The sequence below is a fragment of the Cellulomonas carbonis genome, assembly GCF_014636275.1.
GTDB classification, from domain to species: domain Bacteria; phylum Actinomycetota; class Actinomycetes; order Actinomycetales; family Cellulomonadaceae; genus Actinotalea; species Actinotalea carbonis.
Genome location: NZ_BMEB01000004.1, coordinates 115,573 through 133,730, shown reverse-complemented (window position 1 = coordinate 133,730; position 18,158 = coordinate 115,573). Strand labels below are relative to the sequence as shown.

General features: G+C 75.8%; 14 protein-coding genes. 8 read left to right on the top strand and 6 right to left on the bottom strand.

Annotated features, from left to right (window positions below):
* Nucleotides 1–38: 38 nt before the first annotated feature.
* Both pseI and rfbD read right to left on the bottom strand, forming a co-directional pair.
* Nucleotides 39–1,106: a pseudaminic acid synthase gene (gene pseI / locus IEV86_RS12965; RefSeq protein ID WP_229734642.1), complete on the bottom strand. Its 1,068-nt coding sequence runs from the start codon at nt 1,104–1,106 to the stop codon at nt 39–41.
* Nucleotides 1,103–1,951, bottom strand: a complete 849-nt coding sequence (gene rfbD, locus IEV86_RS12960; protein WP_043609494.1) for a dTDP-4-dehydrorhamnose reductase — start codon at nt 1,949–1,951, stop codon at nt 1,103–1,105. Before rfbD ends, pseI begins: the two co-directional genes overlap by 4 nt.
* Nucleotides 1,952–2,081: 130 nt before the next feature.
* Here rfbD and IEV86_RS12955 point away from each other — a divergent pair, with 130 nt between their 5' ends.
* The 3 genes from IEV86_RS12955 (at nt 2,082) to IEV86_RS12945 (ending at nt 6,008) form a co-directional block, all read left to right on the top strand.
* Complete coding sequence (locus IEV86_RS12955) at nt 2,082–2,699, top strand: dTDP-4-dehydrorhamnose 3,5-epimerase family protein (protein ID WP_043609492.1); 618 nt, start codon at nt 2,082–2,084, stop codon at nt 2,697–2,699.
* Entirely contained in the window at nt 2,692–3,624 is a 933-nt protein-coding gene (locus tag IEV86_RS12950; RefSeq protein ID WP_043609489.1) for a glycosyltransferase family 2 protein, read from the top strand. The genes IEV86_RS12955 and IEV86_RS12950 overlap by 8 nt, the downstream gene beginning before the upstream one ends.
* A gap of 71 nt (nt 3,625–3,695) precedes the next feature.
* A complete protein-coding gene (locus IEV86_RS12945; RefSeq protein WP_043609488.1) occupies nt 3,696–6,008 on the top strand; it encodes a glycosyltransferase family protein in 2,313 nt (770 codons plus the stop codon).
* On the opposite strand, the gene IEV86_RS12940 is transcribed toward IEV86_RS12945, so the two are convergent.
* Nucleotides 5,999–7,327: a hypothetical protein gene (locus IEV86_RS12940; RefSeq protein ID WP_052426514.1), complete on the bottom strand. Its 1,329-nt coding sequence runs from the start codon at nt 7,325–7,327 to the stop codon at nt 5,999–6,001. The two genes, IEV86_RS12945 and IEV86_RS12940, sit on opposite strands and share 10 nt — an antisense overlap.
* Nucleotides 7,324–8,316, bottom strand: a complete 993-nt coding sequence (locus IEV86_RS12935; protein ID WP_188484695.1) for a glycosyltransferase family 2 protein — start codon at nt 8,314–8,316, stop codon at nt 7,324–7,326. Before IEV86_RS12935 ends, IEV86_RS12940 begins: the two co-directional genes overlap by 4 nt.
* A gap of 79 nt (nt 8,317–8,395) precedes the next feature.
* Here IEV86_RS12935 and IEV86_RS12930 point away from each other — a divergent pair, with 79 nt between their 5' ends.
* Genes IEV86_RS12930 through IEV86_RS12920 form a run of 3 tightly spaced genes read left to right on the top strand, consistent with a single transcriptional unit; the run spans nt 8,396 to nt 10,661 of the window.
* Nucleotides 8,396–9,511: a UDP-N-acetylglucosamine 2-epimerase gene (locus IEV86_RS12930; RefSeq protein ID WP_043609040.1), complete on the top strand. Its 1,116-nt coding sequence runs from the start codon at nt 8,396–8,398 to the stop codon at nt 9,509–9,511.
* Nucleotides 9,512–9,513: 2 nt separating this feature from the next.
* A complete protein-coding gene (locus IEV86_RS12925; RefSeq protein WP_052426483.1) occupies nt 9,514–10,275 on the top strand; it encodes a glycosyltransferase family 2 protein in 762 nt (253 codons plus the stop codon).
* Nucleotides 10,272–10,661, top strand: a complete 390-nt coding sequence (locus IEV86_RS12920; protein WP_052426482.1) for a DUF2304 domain-containing protein — start codon at nt 10,272–10,274, stop codon at nt 10,659–10,661. The genes IEV86_RS12925 and IEV86_RS12920 overlap by 4 nt, the downstream gene beginning before the upstream one ends.
* A 59-nt stretch (nt 10,662–10,720) precedes the next feature.
* Here IEV86_RS12920 and IEV86_RS12915 read toward each other — a convergent pair whose 3' ends face one another.
* The gene (locus tag IEV86_RS12915; RefSeq protein WP_043609038.1) at nt 10,721–13,435 is read right to left on the bottom strand and encodes a SpoIID/LytB domain-containing protein; all 2,715 of its coding nucleotides are present in this window, start codon (nt 13,433–13,435) and stop codon (nt 10,721–10,723) included.
* A 154-nt stretch (nt 13,436–13,589) separates the two neighbouring features.
* Nucleotides 13,590–16,193, bottom strand: coding sequence for a glycosyltransferase (locus tag IEV86_RS12910; RefSeq protein WP_043609036.1), 2,604 nt, complete (start codon nt 16,191–16,193; stop codon nt 13,590–13,592).
* Nucleotides 16,194–16,250: 57 nt separating this feature from the next.
* Between IEV86_RS12910 and IEV86_RS12905 the strand changes: the two genes are divergently transcribed.
* Nucleotides 16,251–16,622 (top strand): hypothetical protein, encoded by a 372-nt coding sequence (locus IEV86_RS12905; RefSeq protein WP_043609033.1) that lies wholly within the window; start codon nt 16,251–16,253, stop codon nt 16,620–16,622.
* Nucleotides 16,619–18,139 (top strand): glycosyltransferase, encoded by a 1,521-nt coding sequence (locus IEV86_RS12900; RefSeq protein ID WP_052426481.1) that lies wholly within the window; start codon nt 16,619–16,621, stop codon nt 18,137–18,139. The genes IEV86_RS12905 and IEV86_RS12900 overlap by 4 nt, the downstream gene beginning before the upstream one ends.
* The last annotated feature ends 19 nt before the right edge of the window (nt 18,140–18,158 follow it).

Below are 18,158 nucleotides of genomic sequence, written 5' to 3'. Positions count from 1 at the left end.
TCGGCCGGGACCGGCCCGACCGACGACGTCGCGTCAGGTCAGACGAGGTCCCAGGTCAGCGCCGTGCCGCGGGCCGCGTCGGTACGGAACGTGCGACCGAGCACCACGGGCAGGTACGCGGGCTCGAGACCACCGGCCGGGCGGATCGACCGCACGTTCTCGGGCGTGACCGCGTCCCCCGCGCGCACGTCCTGGACGACGTACAGCGAGCGGCGCAGCCGGCGGCTCTCGGACTCCCCCGGCGTCGGCTCGAGGCGCACCGTGCCGAGCGCCTGCCAGCCCCGCTCGGTCTCCGCCGCGAGGGCAGCGAGCTCGGCGGGCTCGAGCGAGAAGTCGGAGTCGACGCCGCCGTCGGCGCGCGCGAGCGTGACGTGCTTCTCGATGAGGGTCGCACCCATCGCGACCGCGGCGACCGCCACGCCGATGCCCATGGTGTGGTCCGAGAGCCCCACGACGACGTCGAACGTGTCCCGCAGGACCGGGATCGAGCGCAGGTTCGACTCGGCGGGGGACGCCGGGTAGGAGGAGGTGCACGCGAGCACGACCACGTCGTCGTTGCCCTCCGCGCGGATGGTCCGCACCGCGGTGTCGACGTCGGTCACGGTCGCGGCGCCCGTCGAGAGGATCACGGGCTTGCCCGTGCGCGCGACCCTGCGCAGCAGCGCGAGGTCCCCGATCTCGAGCGACGCGATCTTGTACACCGGCGCGCCGAGGTCCTCGAGCAGGTCGACGGCGGTGTCGTCGAACGGGCTCGAGAACGCGACGAGCCCGTGCTGGTGCGCGCGCTCGAAGATCGGCGCGTGCCACTCCCACGGGGTGTGGGCCTCGGTGTAGAGCTGGTGGAGGTTCTTCCCGCCCCACAGCTCGTGCCCGGACGAGACCCGGAAGGCGGGCCCGTCCGCGTCGATCGTGATCGTGTCCGCGGTGTACGTCTGCAGCTTGACCGCCTGCGCACCCGACTCGGCGATCGCGTCGACGATCGCGAGCGCGCGACCGAGGTCGCCGTTGTGGTTGCCCGACATCTCGGCCACCACGAACGGCCGGTGGTCCTCCCCGACCTGGTGGTCGCCGACCCGCACGCTCCGCCGTGCCCCGGTCACCGTCACGATCCCAGCACCTCCTCCGCGGCGGTCCGCCACCGGTCCGCCCAGTCACCGATCGGCTCGACCCCGGCCGCGCGCAGCGCGTCGTGCCCGAGCACCGACCACGCGGGCCGCGGCGCCGGACGTGCGAACGCCTCGCTGGTCGTCGGCCGGACGATCTCCGGGTCCATCCCCGCGGCCTCGACGACCGCGCGCGCGAAGCCCCACCACGACGTGTGGCCCGACGACGTGCCGTGGTACGTCCCCGCCGGCGCGTCCTGCTCGACGAGGCGGACCAGGAGGTCAGCGAGGTCGACCGTCCACGTCGGCTGCCCGTGCTGGTCGTCGACGACGTCGAGGCCCCCGCGCTCGCGCGCGACCCGCGCGATCGTCCGCGGGAAGCACGCGCCGCGTGCGCCGTAGAGCCACGCCGTGCGCACGACGAGGTGGTCGGCCGCCTCGGCGCGGACGGCCCACTCGCCGGCGGCCTTGGTCCGCCCGTACGCCGTCCGGGGCGCGACCGGGGCGTGCTCGTCGAACGGGCCGCCCACGTCGCCGTCGAACACGTAGTCGGTCGAGACGTGCACGACCCGGGCGCCCGCCGCGGCCGCCGCGCGCGCGACCGACGCCGCCCCGACCGCGTTGATCCGGAAGGCGTCGCCCTCACGCGTCTCGGCGTCGTCGACCGCGGTCCAGGCCGCGCAGTTCGCGACCACGTCGTGACCCCGCACGGCCTCGAGGACCGCCGCCGGCTCCGTGATGTCGACCGCCTCGCGGTCCACGGCCGTCACGGTGTGCCCGCCCGACCCGAGCCGGGTGACGAGGTCCTGGCCGAGCATGCCGTGGGCACCGGTCACGAGCCAACGCACGGCGTCTCCTTCCGACGGGGGATGTCCGGGACAGGCTAGCCGCCGGCCCTGACCCCCCGGGCCGCCGCGGGTCGCGACGGCGCGGGGCTACGCTGGCACGGCCCTGACCGACCGTCGGACGGAGACGTACGTGCAGTACCGGGAGCTCGCGGTCGCGGGCGCGTGGGAGATCACCCCCCAGCAGTTCGGCGACCCGCGGGGCGTGTTCCTCGAGTGGTTCAAGGACGCACCGTTCCGCGACGCGGCGGGCCACGGGCTCGACCTGCGGCAGGCGAACCTGTCGGTCTCGGCCGCGGGCGTCGTGCGCGGCATCCACTTCGCGGACGTGCCGCCGGGCCAGGCCAAGTACGTCACGTGCGCGCGGGGGGCCGTCCTCGACGTCGTCGTCGACATCCGCGTCGGGTCCCCGACCTTCGGCCGGTGGGACTCGGTCCTGCTCGACGACGTCGACCGGCGCGCGATCTACCTGCCCGAGGGCCTGGGGCACGCCTTCATGTCGCTCGAGGACGACTCGACCGTCCTGTACCTGTGCTCGTCGGGGTACGACCCGCAGCGCGAGCACGGCATCCACCCGCTCGACCCGGACGTCGCGGTCGAGTGGCCCACGGTCGGCCGCGACGGGCGCCCGCTCGAGCCGCAGCTGTCGACCAAGGACGAGGCCGCCCCGACGCTCGCCGAGGCCCGCGAGCGCGGCCTCCTCCCGCGGTTCGAGGACGTGCAGGCCTACCTGGCCACGCTGGATGGCTGACGTCCCCCTCGTCGTCGCGGTCGTCGTGACGTACCGGCCGCGGCCGGAGCCGCTCGCGCGACTCCTCGAGGAGCTCGCGCCGCAGGTCGCGAGCACCGTCGTCGTCGACAACGGCACCCCGGACCCCGAGGCGCTCCGCACGGTGGTCGCGTCCACCGCGGGTGCCGAGCTGCTCGAGCTGGGCGACAACACCGGGATCGCCGCAGCGCAGAACCGCGGGATCGAGCGCGCGCGTGGACTCGGTGCCGACCTGGTGCTGCTGTCGGACCAGGACTCGCTCCCGGCGCCGGACATGGTCGAGCGCCTGGTGCGCGGCCTGGCCGACGCCCGCGCCCGCCGCGCTGCGGGGGCCCGGCCGGTCGCCGCGGTCGGGCCGGTCACGGTCGACGAGCGCAACGAGGGCGCGGCGCTGCTCTTCGCCGACCGCCGCTGGGGCCCGCGCCGTGCCGACGTGCCCGACGTCGACGGCGCGCTCGTGCCCGCGACGTTCCTCATCGCGTCCGGCACGCTCGTCGACGTCGCCGCGCTCGACGCCGTCGGGCCCATGAACGAGGACTGGTTCATCGACCACGTCGACCTCGAGTGGGGCCTGCGTGCGCGGCGCGCCGGGTTCGACCTGCTCGGTGTCGTCGGCGCGCGGCTCGACCACCAGCTCGGTGACCGGACGCAGCGCATCCCGGGGCGGCGGCCCGTCCACGTCCACTCCCCCGTGCGCAACTACTACATGGTGCGCAACACGCTGCTCCTGGTCCGGACCGACCTCATGCCGGCCGCCTGGCGGGTCGGCTACGTCGCCTGGATCGTCAAGTACGTCGGGTTCTACGTCCTGCTCGTCGCACCGCGCGCGAGGCGGGCCGTCCTGATGGCGCGAGGCGTCCTGGACGCGGTGCGCGATCGCGGCGGACGGCTCGAGGTCCGCCACTAGGATTCCCTCGGCCCGCACCGCGGGGCCCGTCCGTCCCCGGTGGCGGCCGGGTGGGGGGACGAGGGGACCAGATGGCTGAGCGGACCGACGACGCGGCGACCACCGGCCCGACGGACCGCCGACGCCGCGTGGTGGTCGCTGCGGCCGCTGTCCTCGTCCTGGTCGTCACGGCCCTCGTCACGCTGGTCCGCGACCCCGGACCCGTGCAGGGCGCGGTCACGCAGACGGTCCGCACCACCGCGGTGCTCGCGACAGCGCTCAGCGAGGGCGTCGTCGTCCGTCAGCCCGTGCTCGCGACGCAGGACGGGCTCACGCGCGTCAGCTCGAGCTTCGGGACGTTCGGTGGGCGGTCCGACTGCGAGGTCGACGTCACCGTCACGGACGACGCCGGCGGGCTCGTGCACGCGGGAGCGGTCCCGTGCGGGTCCCTGAGCGACAACGGCTCGTCCGTCGTCGCGACGTTCCCGCCCGTCGCGGACAGCGGAGGCCGTACGTACGTGGTCGAGTACCGGTCGGCCGCCGCGGTCGACGACGCCGTGACGCTGTGGGTCGGCGAGCCCGAGGGCGTCGTCGCCCCGGTCGAGGCGACCGGCCTCGGCCCCGAGGACGCGGCGCTCGTCGCGGACGGCGTCGCGACGGCGACCGCGCTGGAGTACGAGGCCGGGTCGACGTGGTCGCAGCTCGTCCACGCGCTCGACGTGGCGGCGACGGGTGCGCCGTGGTGGGGTCAGCCGGCGGCCGTGGTCACCTGGGTGCTGCTCGGCGCCGCAGCCGGCGTGGCGGCGCTCGCGCTCGCGGGCTGCTGGCGGGCCGTCGCCGCGTGCCTCGCTGTCCTCGCGGTGTGCCGCGGCCTCGTCTGGGCGACCGTCCTGCCGTCGCTGGAAGGCATGGACGAGGCGGCGCACGCGGCGTACGCGCAGTTCGTGGCCGAGGAGGGCACGCTCCCCCGCCCCGGCGAGTGGCACGAGGGGTCGGACCAGTACTACAGCCCCCAGCTCCAGCTCCTCGAGGACTTCCACAACCGCCTCGCGTCCCCGCCCGGCGACCGTGCGGTCCTCACCGACGAGGCGTACGCCGAGCTCGAGGCCGCGCTCGCGCAGGCATCGCCGACGTCCAACGGCTCGGCCCCCGCCTCGGGCTACCCGCCCGGCTACTACCTTCCCGCGGCCGCCCTGTACGAGGTGACACCCGGCACGGTCGTGGACCGGCTCGACGCGATGCGCCTGTGGAGCGTCGCCCTCGGCGCCGTGGGGGCGGTCCTCGTGCTCGTCGCGGCGCGCCGCCTGCTGCCCGCGGGGCGGACCGCGCCCGTGCTGCTGACCCTGGCGGTCGTCCTGCAGCCGGTGGTCGCGCACCAGTACGCGATCGTCAACAACGACGCGCTCATCATGACCGCGGGCGTCGGCGCGTTCGCGGCCGCGCTCGGGGCCGCGCGCGGGCGGGTCGGGCTGCTCGCAGGAGTCGTGGGCGGCGCGTGGGTGGGTCTCGCGCTGCTCGGCAAGCCGTACGGCGTGGGTCTGGTCCCGGTCGTCGTCGCGGGGCTCGTCTGCGGCGTCCTCACGCGTCGGCCGCCGGTCGGCCAGGGCGTGCGCCTGCTCGGGACGTCGGCCCTCGGCGTCGGCCTGGGGGTCCTGGTGACGTACGGGCCGTGGGTCCTGGTGCGGCGCCTGCTCGACATCGGGGCCGCGACGCTGCCCGCGTCCGACGGCGTCTCGCGGAGCCTCGTCGACTACCTGCGCCTGCAGACGCGCGACGGGCTCGCCGTCTCCGAGCTGCGCTGGGGGCAGCAGCTGTGGGGCCGCTTCTCGTGGCTCGACGTCCTGCTGCCGGCCCCCGCGTACGGCTGGATCTGGGCGGGCATGCTGCTCACCGCGGCGCTCGCGCTGCTGTGGGTCGTCCTGCAGGGCGGCCGGCTCGTCGTCGCGCTCGCCCGCCGACGGCCGGGCGCCGCGTGGGACGCCCGCACCGCCGTCACCTGGACGACGCTCGCGCTCGTCGTGGGCACGTTCGGCGCTCTGCTCGCGGCGGGCTTCCTGAGCTACCTCAACGACGGGAACGACGGCCTGCTGCAGGGCCGCTACGCGCTCATGGCGGTCCCCGGGCTGCTCGCCCTCCCCGCGCTGACGACGGCTCCGTGGGTGGCGTACGCCCGACGACGGCGCACGGGTGCCGGCTCGCGCCCCGCGGGCGGGCCGGGCGCGTCGTCGGCCGCCGTGGCCGTCCCGGAGGCGCGCTCGGGCGGCACGGTCGACCCGATGGTCGTCGCGCCGGCCGACTCCGCGACCCGCACGTGGGACGTGGCCGTACTCGGGGTGCTCGCGCTCGCGATGTGGACGCTGCACGTGCTCGCGCTCGCGGCGCTCGTCGACCGCTTCTACCTCTGACCGGGCTCGGGTCCCGGTCCGGGAACGGGTGCGGCTCCCGGCTGGTGCCCGCGGACCGGCTCACCGCGCGTCGCGCGCAGGAGCGCCGTGGTCGCCCAGACCGCGCCCGCGAGGGCGGCCCCGCCGAGCCCCGCCACGCCGCGGTCCTCCGCCGTCCCGGGCCAGGTCGCGAGCAGCACGACGGCGGTGGCCGCCGCGGCCGCCCAGGTCCCCAGCATCGCGGGCCTGCGTCGCAGCGCGAGGAGCGCCGCCGACTCGAGCAGCACACCACCGACGACGACCGTCGCGGCCATCAGGACGGCGACCGTCGTGCCCGACGTCCGGTACTGCGACCCGAACGCCGTGGCCACGACCCACGGCCCGAGCAGCGCGCCGCCCAGGGCGCCGACCGCCGCGACCGCCAGGAGCGCGAGCCCTCCGCGCACCAGCAGCATCCGCAGCCGGTCGGTGCGGCCCGCGAGCACCAGCCGGACGACGGCGGGCACGGCGAGCGCCTGGACGGGCGCGAGCAGGAGGAGGGGCACGCGCGTCGCCGTCACCGCGGCGAACAGGGCCGCGAGCCCCGTGCTGTCGCCGACGACGAGGACGACGAGGCTCGGGTAGCCCGTGAGCAGCACGGCCGTGAGCCCCGCCGCGGTCGCCAGCACCGCGACGTCGCGCGCGAGGGCGCCCCACGGCTCGCTCGGCCCCGCCGACGCCATCTCGCCCCGCACGCGCCGCACGGCGACCACCCAGGCGAAGCTGCCGGTCACCACGGCGGCGACCATCGCCACCGTCCGGTCCGGGCCACCCGCGGGGGCGGCGGCCAGCCACAGCGCGAGGGCGCCCGCCACGAGCAGACGGACGCCCGCCTCGACGAGCAGGACCGCCGCGTACGGGCGCAGCAGACCGCGTCCCACGAGGACGCCCCGGACGAAGAACTGGACCGCGAACCCCGCGGTCGACACGCACGCGAGGAGCCCGAGGACCGGCAGCCCCCCGAAGACGCGCGCACCGGGCGGGGAGAGCGCGAGTGCGGCGCACACCGCGAGGGCGGCACCACCCGCGAGCGCCAGGACCTGCGTCGCCGCGCGTGGGGTGGCCCGGCCCGCAGCGCGGGCCTCCGCGGCGTAGCGCGAGACCTCCTGCTCGACGACCGACAGCACGCTGCCGAGGCCGAAGACGACGCCCCACGCCGAGAGGAAGACGGCGTACCGGTCCTCCTCCAGGACCCGCGCGACGAGCGCGAGCAGCACGTAGCCGAGCGCGCTGCTCGCCAGGAGCGCGCCGCCGACCGTGCCGAGGCTGCGCAGCGGTCCGAGCGCGCCCCCGCGGCTCACCGCGACCGGAGCACGAGCGCGAGCCCGCGCGCGACACCTGCGCCGAACACGGCCGCGAACGGGACGGCGAGACCCGCGACGGCGCGCACCTCGCGCGCCGTGCCGCCCGAGGCGGCCGTCAGGCCCGCGAGCCCGGCGCAGCCCGCAGCGGCGGCGGCGAGCGCGGTCCGGGGGCGCCGCACGGCGAGGGCGCCCGCGACCGCCGCCGCGGCGGTCAGGCCCGCGGCGACCGGGACGGCGCGGCCGGCGTCGCCCAGGTAGCCGTCCACGAACGTCGTGCCGCGGAACCACGCCTGCCGGAGCCAGCCCTGCAGCGAGTCGCGGCCGTGGTAGCGGCACGAGAAGCCGGGTGAGAGGTGGATGCGCTCGGCCCGCGCGACCTCGCGCAGCATGCGCGTGTCGTCGCTCGCGAGGCGGACGTCGTCGTAGAGCGACGTGAACGCGCCCGCCGCCTCGAGCAGCGTCCGACGCGGCGCGAGGAACATCGTCGTGCCCTTGGGGTACCGGTCGAACTCCTCCGGTCCGTAGGAGACGTGCCGCGGACGCGCGAAGTACGCGCGCCAGCCCACGCGCGTGATGCCCGACCAGAACGCGGCGTAGGGGTTCGACGTGTCGACCTCGACGTGCCCGTTCCAGACGCGGGCCGAGGGGTCCTCCGCGCGCAGACGCTGCACGTGCGCGAACGCGCCGGGGTCGACCAGGACCCGCGAGTCGACCAGCAGCACGTCCTCGGTCGTGAGCATCTCCAGACCGGTGCGCCGGGCCTCGAAGCGGCCGCGGTTGGGCTGGTGGTGCACGCGGACCAGGCCGCGGTCCGCCATCTCGTCGAGGACCGCCGGGGTCGCGTCCGTGCTGCCGTCGTCGACCACGAGCACGTCGAGCGTGATCCCGGCGACCTCGGCGGCCGCGTGGAGGGCGGCGACGCAGCGGCGGACCCAGCGCTCCTCGTCCATCACGGGCACGACGACGCCCAGGGGCTCGACGACCATGGGCTGCGCTCCTCGGGTGGGCCGCGGGGATACGGTGGGGCCCCAGGATACGGGTCACCGGACCCAGGGAGGCGGGTCGATGATCGCGTTCGTGGCGGGCACCACCGCGGAGCTCATCAAGGTCGCACCGGTGCGCGAGGCGCTCGTCGAGCGGGGCGCGGACGTCGCGCTGTGGAGCACCGGCCAGCACACGAACGAGGTCGAGCCCACCCTGCGCGACCTCGGCGCACCCGACCCCGAGCGGTGGCTCGTCCCCCGCCGGCACCTCGCGCACATCAGCCGCGTCGCGCAGGTGCCCGCGTGGGCGCTGCGCGTGCTGCGGACCGCCGTCGCCGAGCGCCGCGCACTCGCCGCCGACCTCGCGCGCGACGGCCGCCCGGGCCTCGTCGTCGTGCACGGCGACACGTTCACGACCGTCCTGGGCGCGGTGCTCGGGCGGGTCGTCGGCGCGCGCGTCGCTCACGTCGAGGCGGGTCTGCGCAGCGGGAGCATGCTGAGCCCGTTCCCGGAGGAGCTCAACCGTCGCGTCGTCGGGCGCCTCGCCGACCTGCACTTCGCGCCGACCTCACGCGAGGTCGCGAACCTGCGACGCGCCCGTGGCGTCGTCGTCGAGACGGGCGCCAACACCGTCGTCGACGCGCTGCGGCGCGCGCTCGAGCGCGCCCCCGAGGTCGAGGGCCTGCCCGAGCACTACGGGCTCGTGACGCTGCACCGGTTCGAGCTGCTGCGCCAGCCCGAGCGCCTCGAGGAGGTGCTGCGCACGCTCCACGCGTCGCGGGACGCGATGCCGCTCGTCATGGTCGCGGGTGAGAGCGAGCGAGCCCGCATCACGGAGCTCGGGCTCGACCACCTCTTCGACGACCGCTTCCAGCTGTGGGACAAGCGCGCGTACGCGGCGTTCCTGCCGATGCTCGCGCGCGCCGACTTCGTCGTGACGGACTCGGGCGGGCTGCAGGAGGAGTGCGCGGTGCTCGGCGTCCCGTGCGCCGTGCACCGCGAGCGCACCGAGCGCCACCAGGGCCTGGGCGCCAACGTCGTCCTGACGCGCATGGACGCGGCCCGGCTGACGGCGTTCCTCGACGGGTGGCGCGAGCTGCGGCGGCCGTCGGAGCTCGACCGGTTCCGCCCGAGCGAGCAGATCGCCGCGACGCTCGACGAGCTCGGCTTCGTCGCGACGCGCGCCGGTAGCCTCTGACCGTGCCGACGCCGTCCCCGCGCAGCCTCCTCGTGGTCATCCCCGCGTGGAACGAGGAGGAGGCGCTCCCCGCGGTGCTCGCCGAGGTCCGCGCCTCGGGTCTGGACGCCGACGTCCTCGTCGTGAGCGACGGGTCGACCGACCGCACGGCGCAGCTCGCGCGGGCCGCGGGCGCCGCAGTCCTGGACCTGCCGTACAACCTCGGCGTCGGCGGCGCGATGCGCGCGGGCTTCAAGTACGCCGTCCGGAACGGGTACACGGGTGTCGTCCAGCTCGACGCGGACGGGCAGCACGACCCGCTCGCCGTCCCCGACCTGCTGCGCGCGGCGGCCGACGAGCGCGCCGACCTCGTGATCGGCGCACGGTTCGCGGGCGTCGGGAGCTACGCCGCCCGCGGCCCGCGGCGCGCCGCGATGCGTCTGCTGTCGGTCATCCTGTCGCGCGTCACGCGCACGCGGCTGACCGACACCACGTCGGGCTTCAAGTACGTCGGGCCGCGGGCGCTGGTGCTGTTCGCGCGCGAGTACCCCGCCGAGTACCTGGGCGACACGGTCGAGGCGCTGGTGCTCGCGGCCCGTGCCGGGCTGACCGTGCGGCAGGTCCCGGTGACGATGCGCGCCCGGCAGGGCGGGACGCCGTCGCAGTCGCCGGTCAAGGCCGCCGTGTTCCTCGTCCGGGCCCTGCTCGCGCTCGTCGTCGCGCTGAGCCGGCCCGCGGCCACCAGACCACCGAGCACCTCGAGCGCCCCGGAGCAGCACGCATGACGGCCTACGCGACCGCGCTCGTCCTCGCGGTGCTCACCGTCGCGGTCATGCTCGTGCTGCTGCGCTCCCGCCGGGTGCGCGAGAAGTACGCGAGCGCGTGGTTCGTGCTCGGCGCCGGCATCGTCCTGCTCGGTGCGTTCCCGGGCGCGCTCGTCGGGACAGCCCGACTCCTCGGCGTGCAGACCCCCGTCAACCTGCTGTTCCTCGTCGGCGGCGTCATCGCACTGGTCGTGCTCGTCCAGTTCAGCGTCGAGCTGTCGAACCTCGAGGAGGAGACGCGGACGCTCGCGGAGGAGGTCGCGCTCCTGCGCCAGGAGCTCGACGCGCACCGCGACGCGGGCGTCCGCCGCCCCGGCCTGGAGCCGCCGCACGACGACGGCGCGTAGCCGCGCCACGCACCGGGCGGTGGGTCCGGCCGAGCCCGAGGGCCCGGCCGGACCGCACCTCAGCGGAAGTAGCCCACCGCGTCGAGGATCAGGTCGGACTGGCCCGCGTCGTTGTAGAGCTGGACGGCTCCCCCGGTGCCCGGGCGGACGACGACCGTGTTGGACTGCGTCCGGCCGCTCCCGGAGTTGAGGTCCGACGTCGGCGTGAGCGGCAGACCCGCGGGCCACACGCGTGCGTGGGTCACGGGCGCGGTCTGCTCGACGGCGGTCAGCGTCCCGACGAGCGCGGTCGCCCCGTTCGGCACGACGCCGCCGGTCACGGTGAGCGACCGCGTCTCCCCCGCCCCGAGCGGACGCCCGGAGCGCGTGTCGAGCAGCCGGCTCGGCTGGACCGGGGTGAAGACCGCACCCGTCGTCGCGCCGCGGGCCGCGTACCAGCCCGTGACGTCCACGACGACGTGCGCGGGGGCACCGCGCAGCGCCACGGTGACCTTCCCGTTCACGACGGGCACGACCGCCCGGTTCGCGACGTCCGCGCCGGGCATGTGGTTGACCGTCGACGTGGGCGGCAGGGCGCCCGACCCGTACGCGACGACGTACCCGTTGCCGCCGGCCCTCGTCGTCGTGACGTTGACCGTGGCGGCCGAGATCGAGCCCGCGGGCTGGCCGAGCGCGGCGGCGACGTCCACCGTGAGCGGCGTCGTCGCGGTGAGCGGACCGCCCGAGCGCGTGTCGGCGGCACGGACGGGCGCCTGCGCGGCGAGGTAGCGCGAGGAGGTGGTCAGCGAGGTCGTGTAGTAGCCCAGCACGTCGACGAGGTAGTGCGTCGTCCCCGCCGCGTTCCACAGGCTCACCTTGCCCTGGCCGCCCACACCGACCGTCACGAGGCTCGCCTGCGTCCGCCGCCCGGTCGTGTTCACGGCCGACGCGTTCGGGAGGTTCGAGCCCGCGGGCCAGATCCGCAGGTGCCCGTCCGTGGTGGGGGTCACCATCGTGACGTTGAGGACGACCGCGCTGACCCCGGTGGTCGGGATGCCCTCACGGCCCAGCACCGTCAGGTCGACGCGCTGCCCCGCGCCGAGCGACTGGAAGGTCGTGCGCGTGTCGAGCAGGCGCTTGGGCGGCAGCGCGACGTACCCCGCGTTCGGCACGAGCGGCACGGCGGCCACGCGCGGCGGGTCCGCCGGCTTCGTCACGGTGACCCTGCGCACCACGGGAGCCGTCGTCTTCCCGGTCGCGTCCTTGCCGACGAGCGTGAGCTCGTAGACCCCGGGGCCGACGTACGGCGACACGCCCACGGCCCGCGGGCTGTAGCTCGTGTCCCACCCGGCGTTGAAGCGGACGCCCACGGTCGCGCTCCCGGTCACGGTCTGCGCGACGCGGCCCGTGCTCGTGTCCCGCACGGTGAGCGTCCACGACATGCTCACGTTCGGCGTCACGCCGAGGACGACGGGCTGGCCGGGCGCGGTCGTCGTGGCCGAGATCGCGGGGCTGCCCAGGACGGGCGTCGTCGGGCGGGGCTTCCACCAGCTCGAGTACATCCCGAACGCGGGGGTGGAGATCTCGCGGTTCCCGGTCGTGCACTCGAGCCGGGCCCTGGTGACGCGGCCGCCCAGGGGCCCGAGGCCCGTGCGGCTCACGACGACGAGGTTGCGCAGCTTCCCGCCGGACGGGCACGACTGCTCGACGGCCGCCACGGTGAGCCGCTGCTCCCACGTCGTGCGCGGCGCCGAGGGACCCGTCCAGGGGTCCTCCTTCGCGACCTGGTAGGCCACGTCGCTCGCGGTGGTCCACCCGCCGTTGTTCGACGAGAACTCGGTGAACGCGATCCGCCCGCCGTAGTACAGGACCGTCCCGCCCGTGCGCCGGATCGCCTCGTCCGTCCGCGCGTGCTCGTAGGGCTCCGTGACGTCGCCCGCCGCGTTCGCGTCACCGCGCCCGAAGTAGACCTGGCACGCCGTCGTGTCGCACAGCGGGTTGCCGTTGACGACCTTGTGCCACGCGTAGCTGCGGGCGGCGACGGACTGCGCCTCGAGCGCCGCGTACTCCCACGACGCGGGCGACTCGCGCGGGACGACGCTGCGCAGGTAGTCCTCCATGAAGACGCCGTTGCGCACGTCGAAGCCTGCGCCGCCGCCGCTGCCCGTGGGCACGATCTGCAGGTCGCCGCGGTACCAGCGGCCCGTCGTCGACGTCGACGACGGCGCGACGACCATGCCGCCCTGGTCGCAGGTCGACACCGTGGCCCCGGTGCAGGACTCGAACCGCAGCACCGTCGTGTTCAGCGCACCCGTGTACGTCCGGGTCTCGGTCACCGGTCCGGTGGGGTCACCGTGCGCGCGTCGCTGCGCCGTCACGGTCCCGCCGGAGACGGTCACCGTCCAGCGTCCCGCCGGGAGGATCTGCTCGGCGCTGATCCCGCCCATCCGGATCGTGCGACCGCGCGGGCTCCACACCGTCACCGACGACGTCGGCGCGTACCGCGTGAGCGCGACCGTGACCCGCGGGTTGCCGAGGAAGTGCTGGTTGGTGCCCGGGTAGTAGAACGAGAGGATCCGGTGCGCCGGTACGCCCTGGAGCGCCGCACCCTGTGACCCCCACTGCGACATCCCGCGTCCGTGGCCCCACCCGCGGCCGTCCACGGTCCAGTAGCCCGACGACGGGGCCGGGTAGACCTCCTCGGCGGCCTGCGCGGCGCCGACCGGCACGAGCGCGAGGACGGCGGTCACGGCGGCCGCCGTGGTCGCGGCGAGAAGTCGACGGAGGGTCTTCACGGTGCGTCCTCCCGGACGGGTTCTTCGAGCGTAGGACGGCGTGACACCCCCCGGGAAGGGGTGGGGTCGCAGGACTTCCTACCAGCCCCGACACGGGCAGGCCGACCCGCCGCGCCGCCGTCGTCGGCCGGTCACCCGGACCGAGCGGCAGCGTTCAGCGCGCGGTCGAGCGGCGTGCCACCTGGAGCGTCTTGCGCGCCACGGCACCCGGACCCGCGGTCCTCAGCACGCGGTAGGCCGCCGCGGCCTTGCGCCCGGGGGCCGTCGCGACGACGGCGGACCGCCATGCTGCCGTCGTGCGGCGCGGGAGGGGGTATGGGTCGACCCACGCCTCGGCGGCGTCGAACGGCTCGTCGTCGAGCACCGGCTCCCAGCCCGTCGGGCGTCGTGGGCCGACGTCCCGGCGGACGGCGGCCGCGCGCCGCAGCGCGTCGAGGTACACCGCACCCTGGGTGTGGGGGCCCCAGCGCAGCAGGGCCTCGCGCCGTGCGAGGCTCCCCGTCCGACGGCGCAGGAGCGCGTCGTCGAGCAGGCGGCCGATGCCCTCGGCCCACTCGTCCTCGGTCGCCGCGAGCACACCGGTCTCGCCGTCGGTGATCGCCTCGCGGAAGGGCTGCGTCGGCGACGCGACGGTCGGCGTGCCGACGAGCGCCGCCTCGAGCCACTTGATCGCCGACTTGGCCTCGTTGAACCGGTTGTCGAGGACGAGCGGCGCGAGGTTGACGTCGACCTGGCGCAGCCGCGCGGGCAGCTCCGTCCACGGCAGCATCGGCAGGCGCCGGACCCGGTCGGCGTACGGCTCGAGCGCGGGACCCGTCGTGAGCATGCCGCCCAGCCAGAGCTCGACGTCGGGGCGCTCGGCGAGGACGCGCACGACGGCGGGCTCGACGACCGCCCAGTCGGCGTCGTGCGTGTTGGTCCCGCTGAAGTAGCCGATGCGCGGCGGGCCGTCCTCGCGGGGCGCGCGCATCGCCTCCTCGCTCAGCCGCGCGAGGTCCCGTCCCGCACCGTTGGGGAACCGGAACGACGGCAGCCCCGTGACCGTCGTCGCGTGCTCGCACAGCGCCTCGGTGCTGCCGATGTACGCGTCGCACATCTCCATGGTCGTCCGGTAGCGCGCGACGCCGCGCCACCACAGGGCCTCCTCGTCCTCCGAGAGGACGTGCAGCCCGTGCACCTGGCCCCGCAGGCCCGGGTCGAAGATCAGGTCGTCGATGTCGAAGACGACCGGCACGGCGCGCGGTCGCGCGCGGATCGCCGCGACGAGGTCGGCGACCTGGCGCGTCGCGGGCACGCGGTACAGCACGACGGCGTCCGCGCGCGCGGCGAGCTCGGGCAGCTCGGGGTCGCGGTAGTGACGCACGACCGCCCGGACGCCGTGCAGGCGCAGGGCCTCGGCGGGCAGGTGCGCGCGGTACCGCAGCGCCGCACCCTGGATCCCGACGACGACGAGGACGCGCTGCAGGAGGGCCTCCTCGGCCTCGAGCGTCGCGTCGTCCGTCACGGTGACCTCGGCGGGTCCGGTGAGCCCGGCGACGACCTCGCCGTACAGGTCCTCCAGACCGTCGACCTGGTCCGTCAGCGACCGGATCGGCGCCACGAGGCCGCCCTGGCGCAGCCGCGCGGTGAGGGCACGGTCCGCGGCGAGGCGGCCGAGGGCGTCACCGAGGGCGTCCGGGTCCGCGGCGGGGACGACGAGCCCGTTGACCCCGTGGTGCACGGCCTCCTCGGGCCCGAGCGTGTCCGTGCAGACGACGGCGAGCCCCGCCGCGAGCGCCTCCCGCGTGAGGATGGAGTGCGACTCGCGCATGACGGAGGGCAGCACGAGCACGTCGTGCTGGGCCAGCACCGACGCGAGCTCGTGCCGGCCGTACGGCGGGAGCGCGCGGACCCCGCGCGGGACGGGACGGTCCTGGACCCCGTAGGCGTCGAGCTGCCACGAGCCGTCGTCGGGCAGCGCCCGGACGGCCTCGAGGAGCACGTCGAGGCCCTTCATGGGGTCCGTGCCGCCCGCGAACATGAGGCGCAGCGGCCCGCTCGCGACGTCGGCCCGGTCGGCCGGCGCGCCCGGGGCCCGCTCACCGTCGGCCGCGACCCCCGCGTCGACCGCGAGCTCGTCGGGCGGGAGCCCGTTCTCGTCGACGCGCAGCCGGCGCGCGTCGACGCCGTTGGCCGCCATGACCCGAGCCGCGCTGCGGGACGGCGCGAGCACGACGTGCGCCTCGTCGAGCAGCGGCCGCAGCCGCGCGTTGCGCGCCTCGAGCCAGTCGTGGCTCGCCGCGCACGGGCAGTCGCCGCAGTCGACGACGAGCGAGCACGGCGTCATGTCGGGCGCGACGAGGAACTGCCGCGCGCACGTCCACCAGAAGTCGTGCATGGTCACGACGACGGCCGCACCCGAGCGCCGCGCGGCCGCGACGAGACCCGCGCCGAGGGTCTGCAGCGAGTGCACGTGCACGACGTCGGGCCGCACCTCGCCGAGCCACTGCTCGAAGTCCTGCGTCACGTCGGGGTTGAGGCTGTTGCGCGGGTCCGACCACGCCGTCCAGGGCGTCGTGACGACCCAGCGGACGCGGACGCCCTCCTCGTCGACCTCGTCCCAGGTCTCCAGCGGTTCGCGCTCGGGGTCGAGGTGTCCCGCGTACACGTGGACCTCGTGCCCGCGGCGCACCAGCTCGCGTGCGACCCGCTGCGGGACGAGGGTCCCCCCGCTGACGAGGTTCGGCGGGTAGTGGGCCGAGACGTGGACGATGCGCATCGGGTGAAGTCTAGGGGCGGGGTCCGCATGATCGACGCATGCTCTACCCTCGTCGGCATGCCGTCGGACCCCCTCAGCGTCGAGACCGGCGCCCCCTGGCACACGACCCTCGCCGAGCGTGACCGCGCAGGCCACGAGCGCATGGCCGACGTCGCCCGGACCACCGAGGCCGAGGTCCTCGAGCGGCGCCTCACGGCTCTCACGGCCGAGCTCGCGGTGCTGCGCGAGGCGGTCGCGGTGCGGTCGCGCCTCCTGCACGAGCAGTCCCTGGCGCTCGGTGAGCGCGAGGCCCGGATCACGGCGCTCGAGGCCCGCCTGGCCGACCCTCGCGCAGCCCGTGGCCCCCTCCCGCGCCGCGCGCTGCGCAAGGCGCGCTCGGTCGCCGGACGCGCCGTGCGCGTCGTGCGCGCCGGCGTCGGCGGACGATGACGCAGACCGTCGCCGTCCTGGTCCGGCCGGGTGCCGACCTCGCCGCGCTCGGGCGGACGCTCGCGTCGCTGCAGCGGCAGGGCAGGGGTCCGTGGCGCGCGGTCGTCGCCGGGGGCGGCCTGACGCCCGCGGACCGTGCCGCCGTCACGCGGGCCGCACGCTCCGTCACGTGGACCGACGCGGCGTGGGACGGCCCCGCGCACGCCGTCCTCGCCGCAGGGCTCGACGCGACCGGTGCGACGTGGGTCGGGGTCCTCGGGCAGGGCGACGAGGTCGAGCCGGGGGTGCTGCCCGCGCTCGTCGAGTACCTGTCCGCCCGACCGGCCGTCGACGTGCTCTACACCGACGACCAGTGGGCGGCCGCCGGGATCGACGGCATCCAGACCAAGCCCGACTGGGTGCCCTCCTACCTCGAGGGCTGGGACTACCTGGGCCGGTTGTGCCTCGTCCGCCGACCGCTCGCCGAGGGCGCCTTCGGCCCCGAGACGGCGGGCGCGGAGGAGTGGGACCTCCACCTGCGTGCGACGGAGCGCGCGGCCGTGATCGAGCACGTCCCGGTCGTCGGCGTCACCCGCGCAGCCCCTCCCCCCGCCGACCCGGCCACGGTCGAGGCCGGGCGTCGTGCGGTCGAGCGGCGCTACGAGCGCCTCGGGATCGACGCGACCGTCGAGGTCGCCCACCCGGACGGGTTCCTCCGCGTCTGGCGCGCGCTGCCCGACCCGCCCCCGCTCGTGTCGGTCGTCGTGCCGACCGGCGGCGGGGTGCGCGAGGTCCGCGGCGAGTCGACGCTGCTGGTCGAGACCTGCCTGCGGTCCCTCGTCGACCGGACGACCTACGGCAGCTGGGAGCTCGTGCTCGTCCCGAGCGAGGGCACCCCGGACTCCGTCGTCGAGATCGCGCGGGAGGTCGTCGGCGACCGGCTCGTCGTCGCACCCGTCACGGGTGAGTTCTCGTTCTCGCACTCGGTCAACGAGGGCGTCCGCGCCGCGCGCGGCGAGCTCGTGCTGCTGCTCAACGACGACACCGAGGTCCTCGAGCCGCGGTGGCTCGAGCGCATGGTGTCCGTCGCGCAGGACCCGACCGTCGGCGTCGTGGGCGCGAAGCTGCTGTTCGAGGACCGCAGCATCCAGCACGTCGGCATCGTGCACGACGACAGCTGGCTGCCCGTCCACGCGTTCCGCGGCGCCCCGGACGACACGGGCAACTTCGGCGCGCGCGTCGTCGACATGGACTTCCTCGTCGTCACGGGTGCCTGCCTGCTGACGCGTCGCGACCTCTACGTCGAGGTCGGCGGGTTCAGCCCGGAGCTGCCGATGGCGTTCAACGACGTCGACTTCTGCCACAAGGTCGGCGCGACGGGCCTTCGGGTCGTCTGCACGCCCTTCGCGACGCTGCACCACCACGAGTCCGCGACGCGCGTCGCGGACGTCCGCCCGTGGGAGCGCGCGTACCTCGTCGAGCGCACGCTCGCGCTCGCGGCGCACGACCCGTACGTGAACCACCGCTCGGTGCGCTGACGGTCGGTCCGGTCACGCC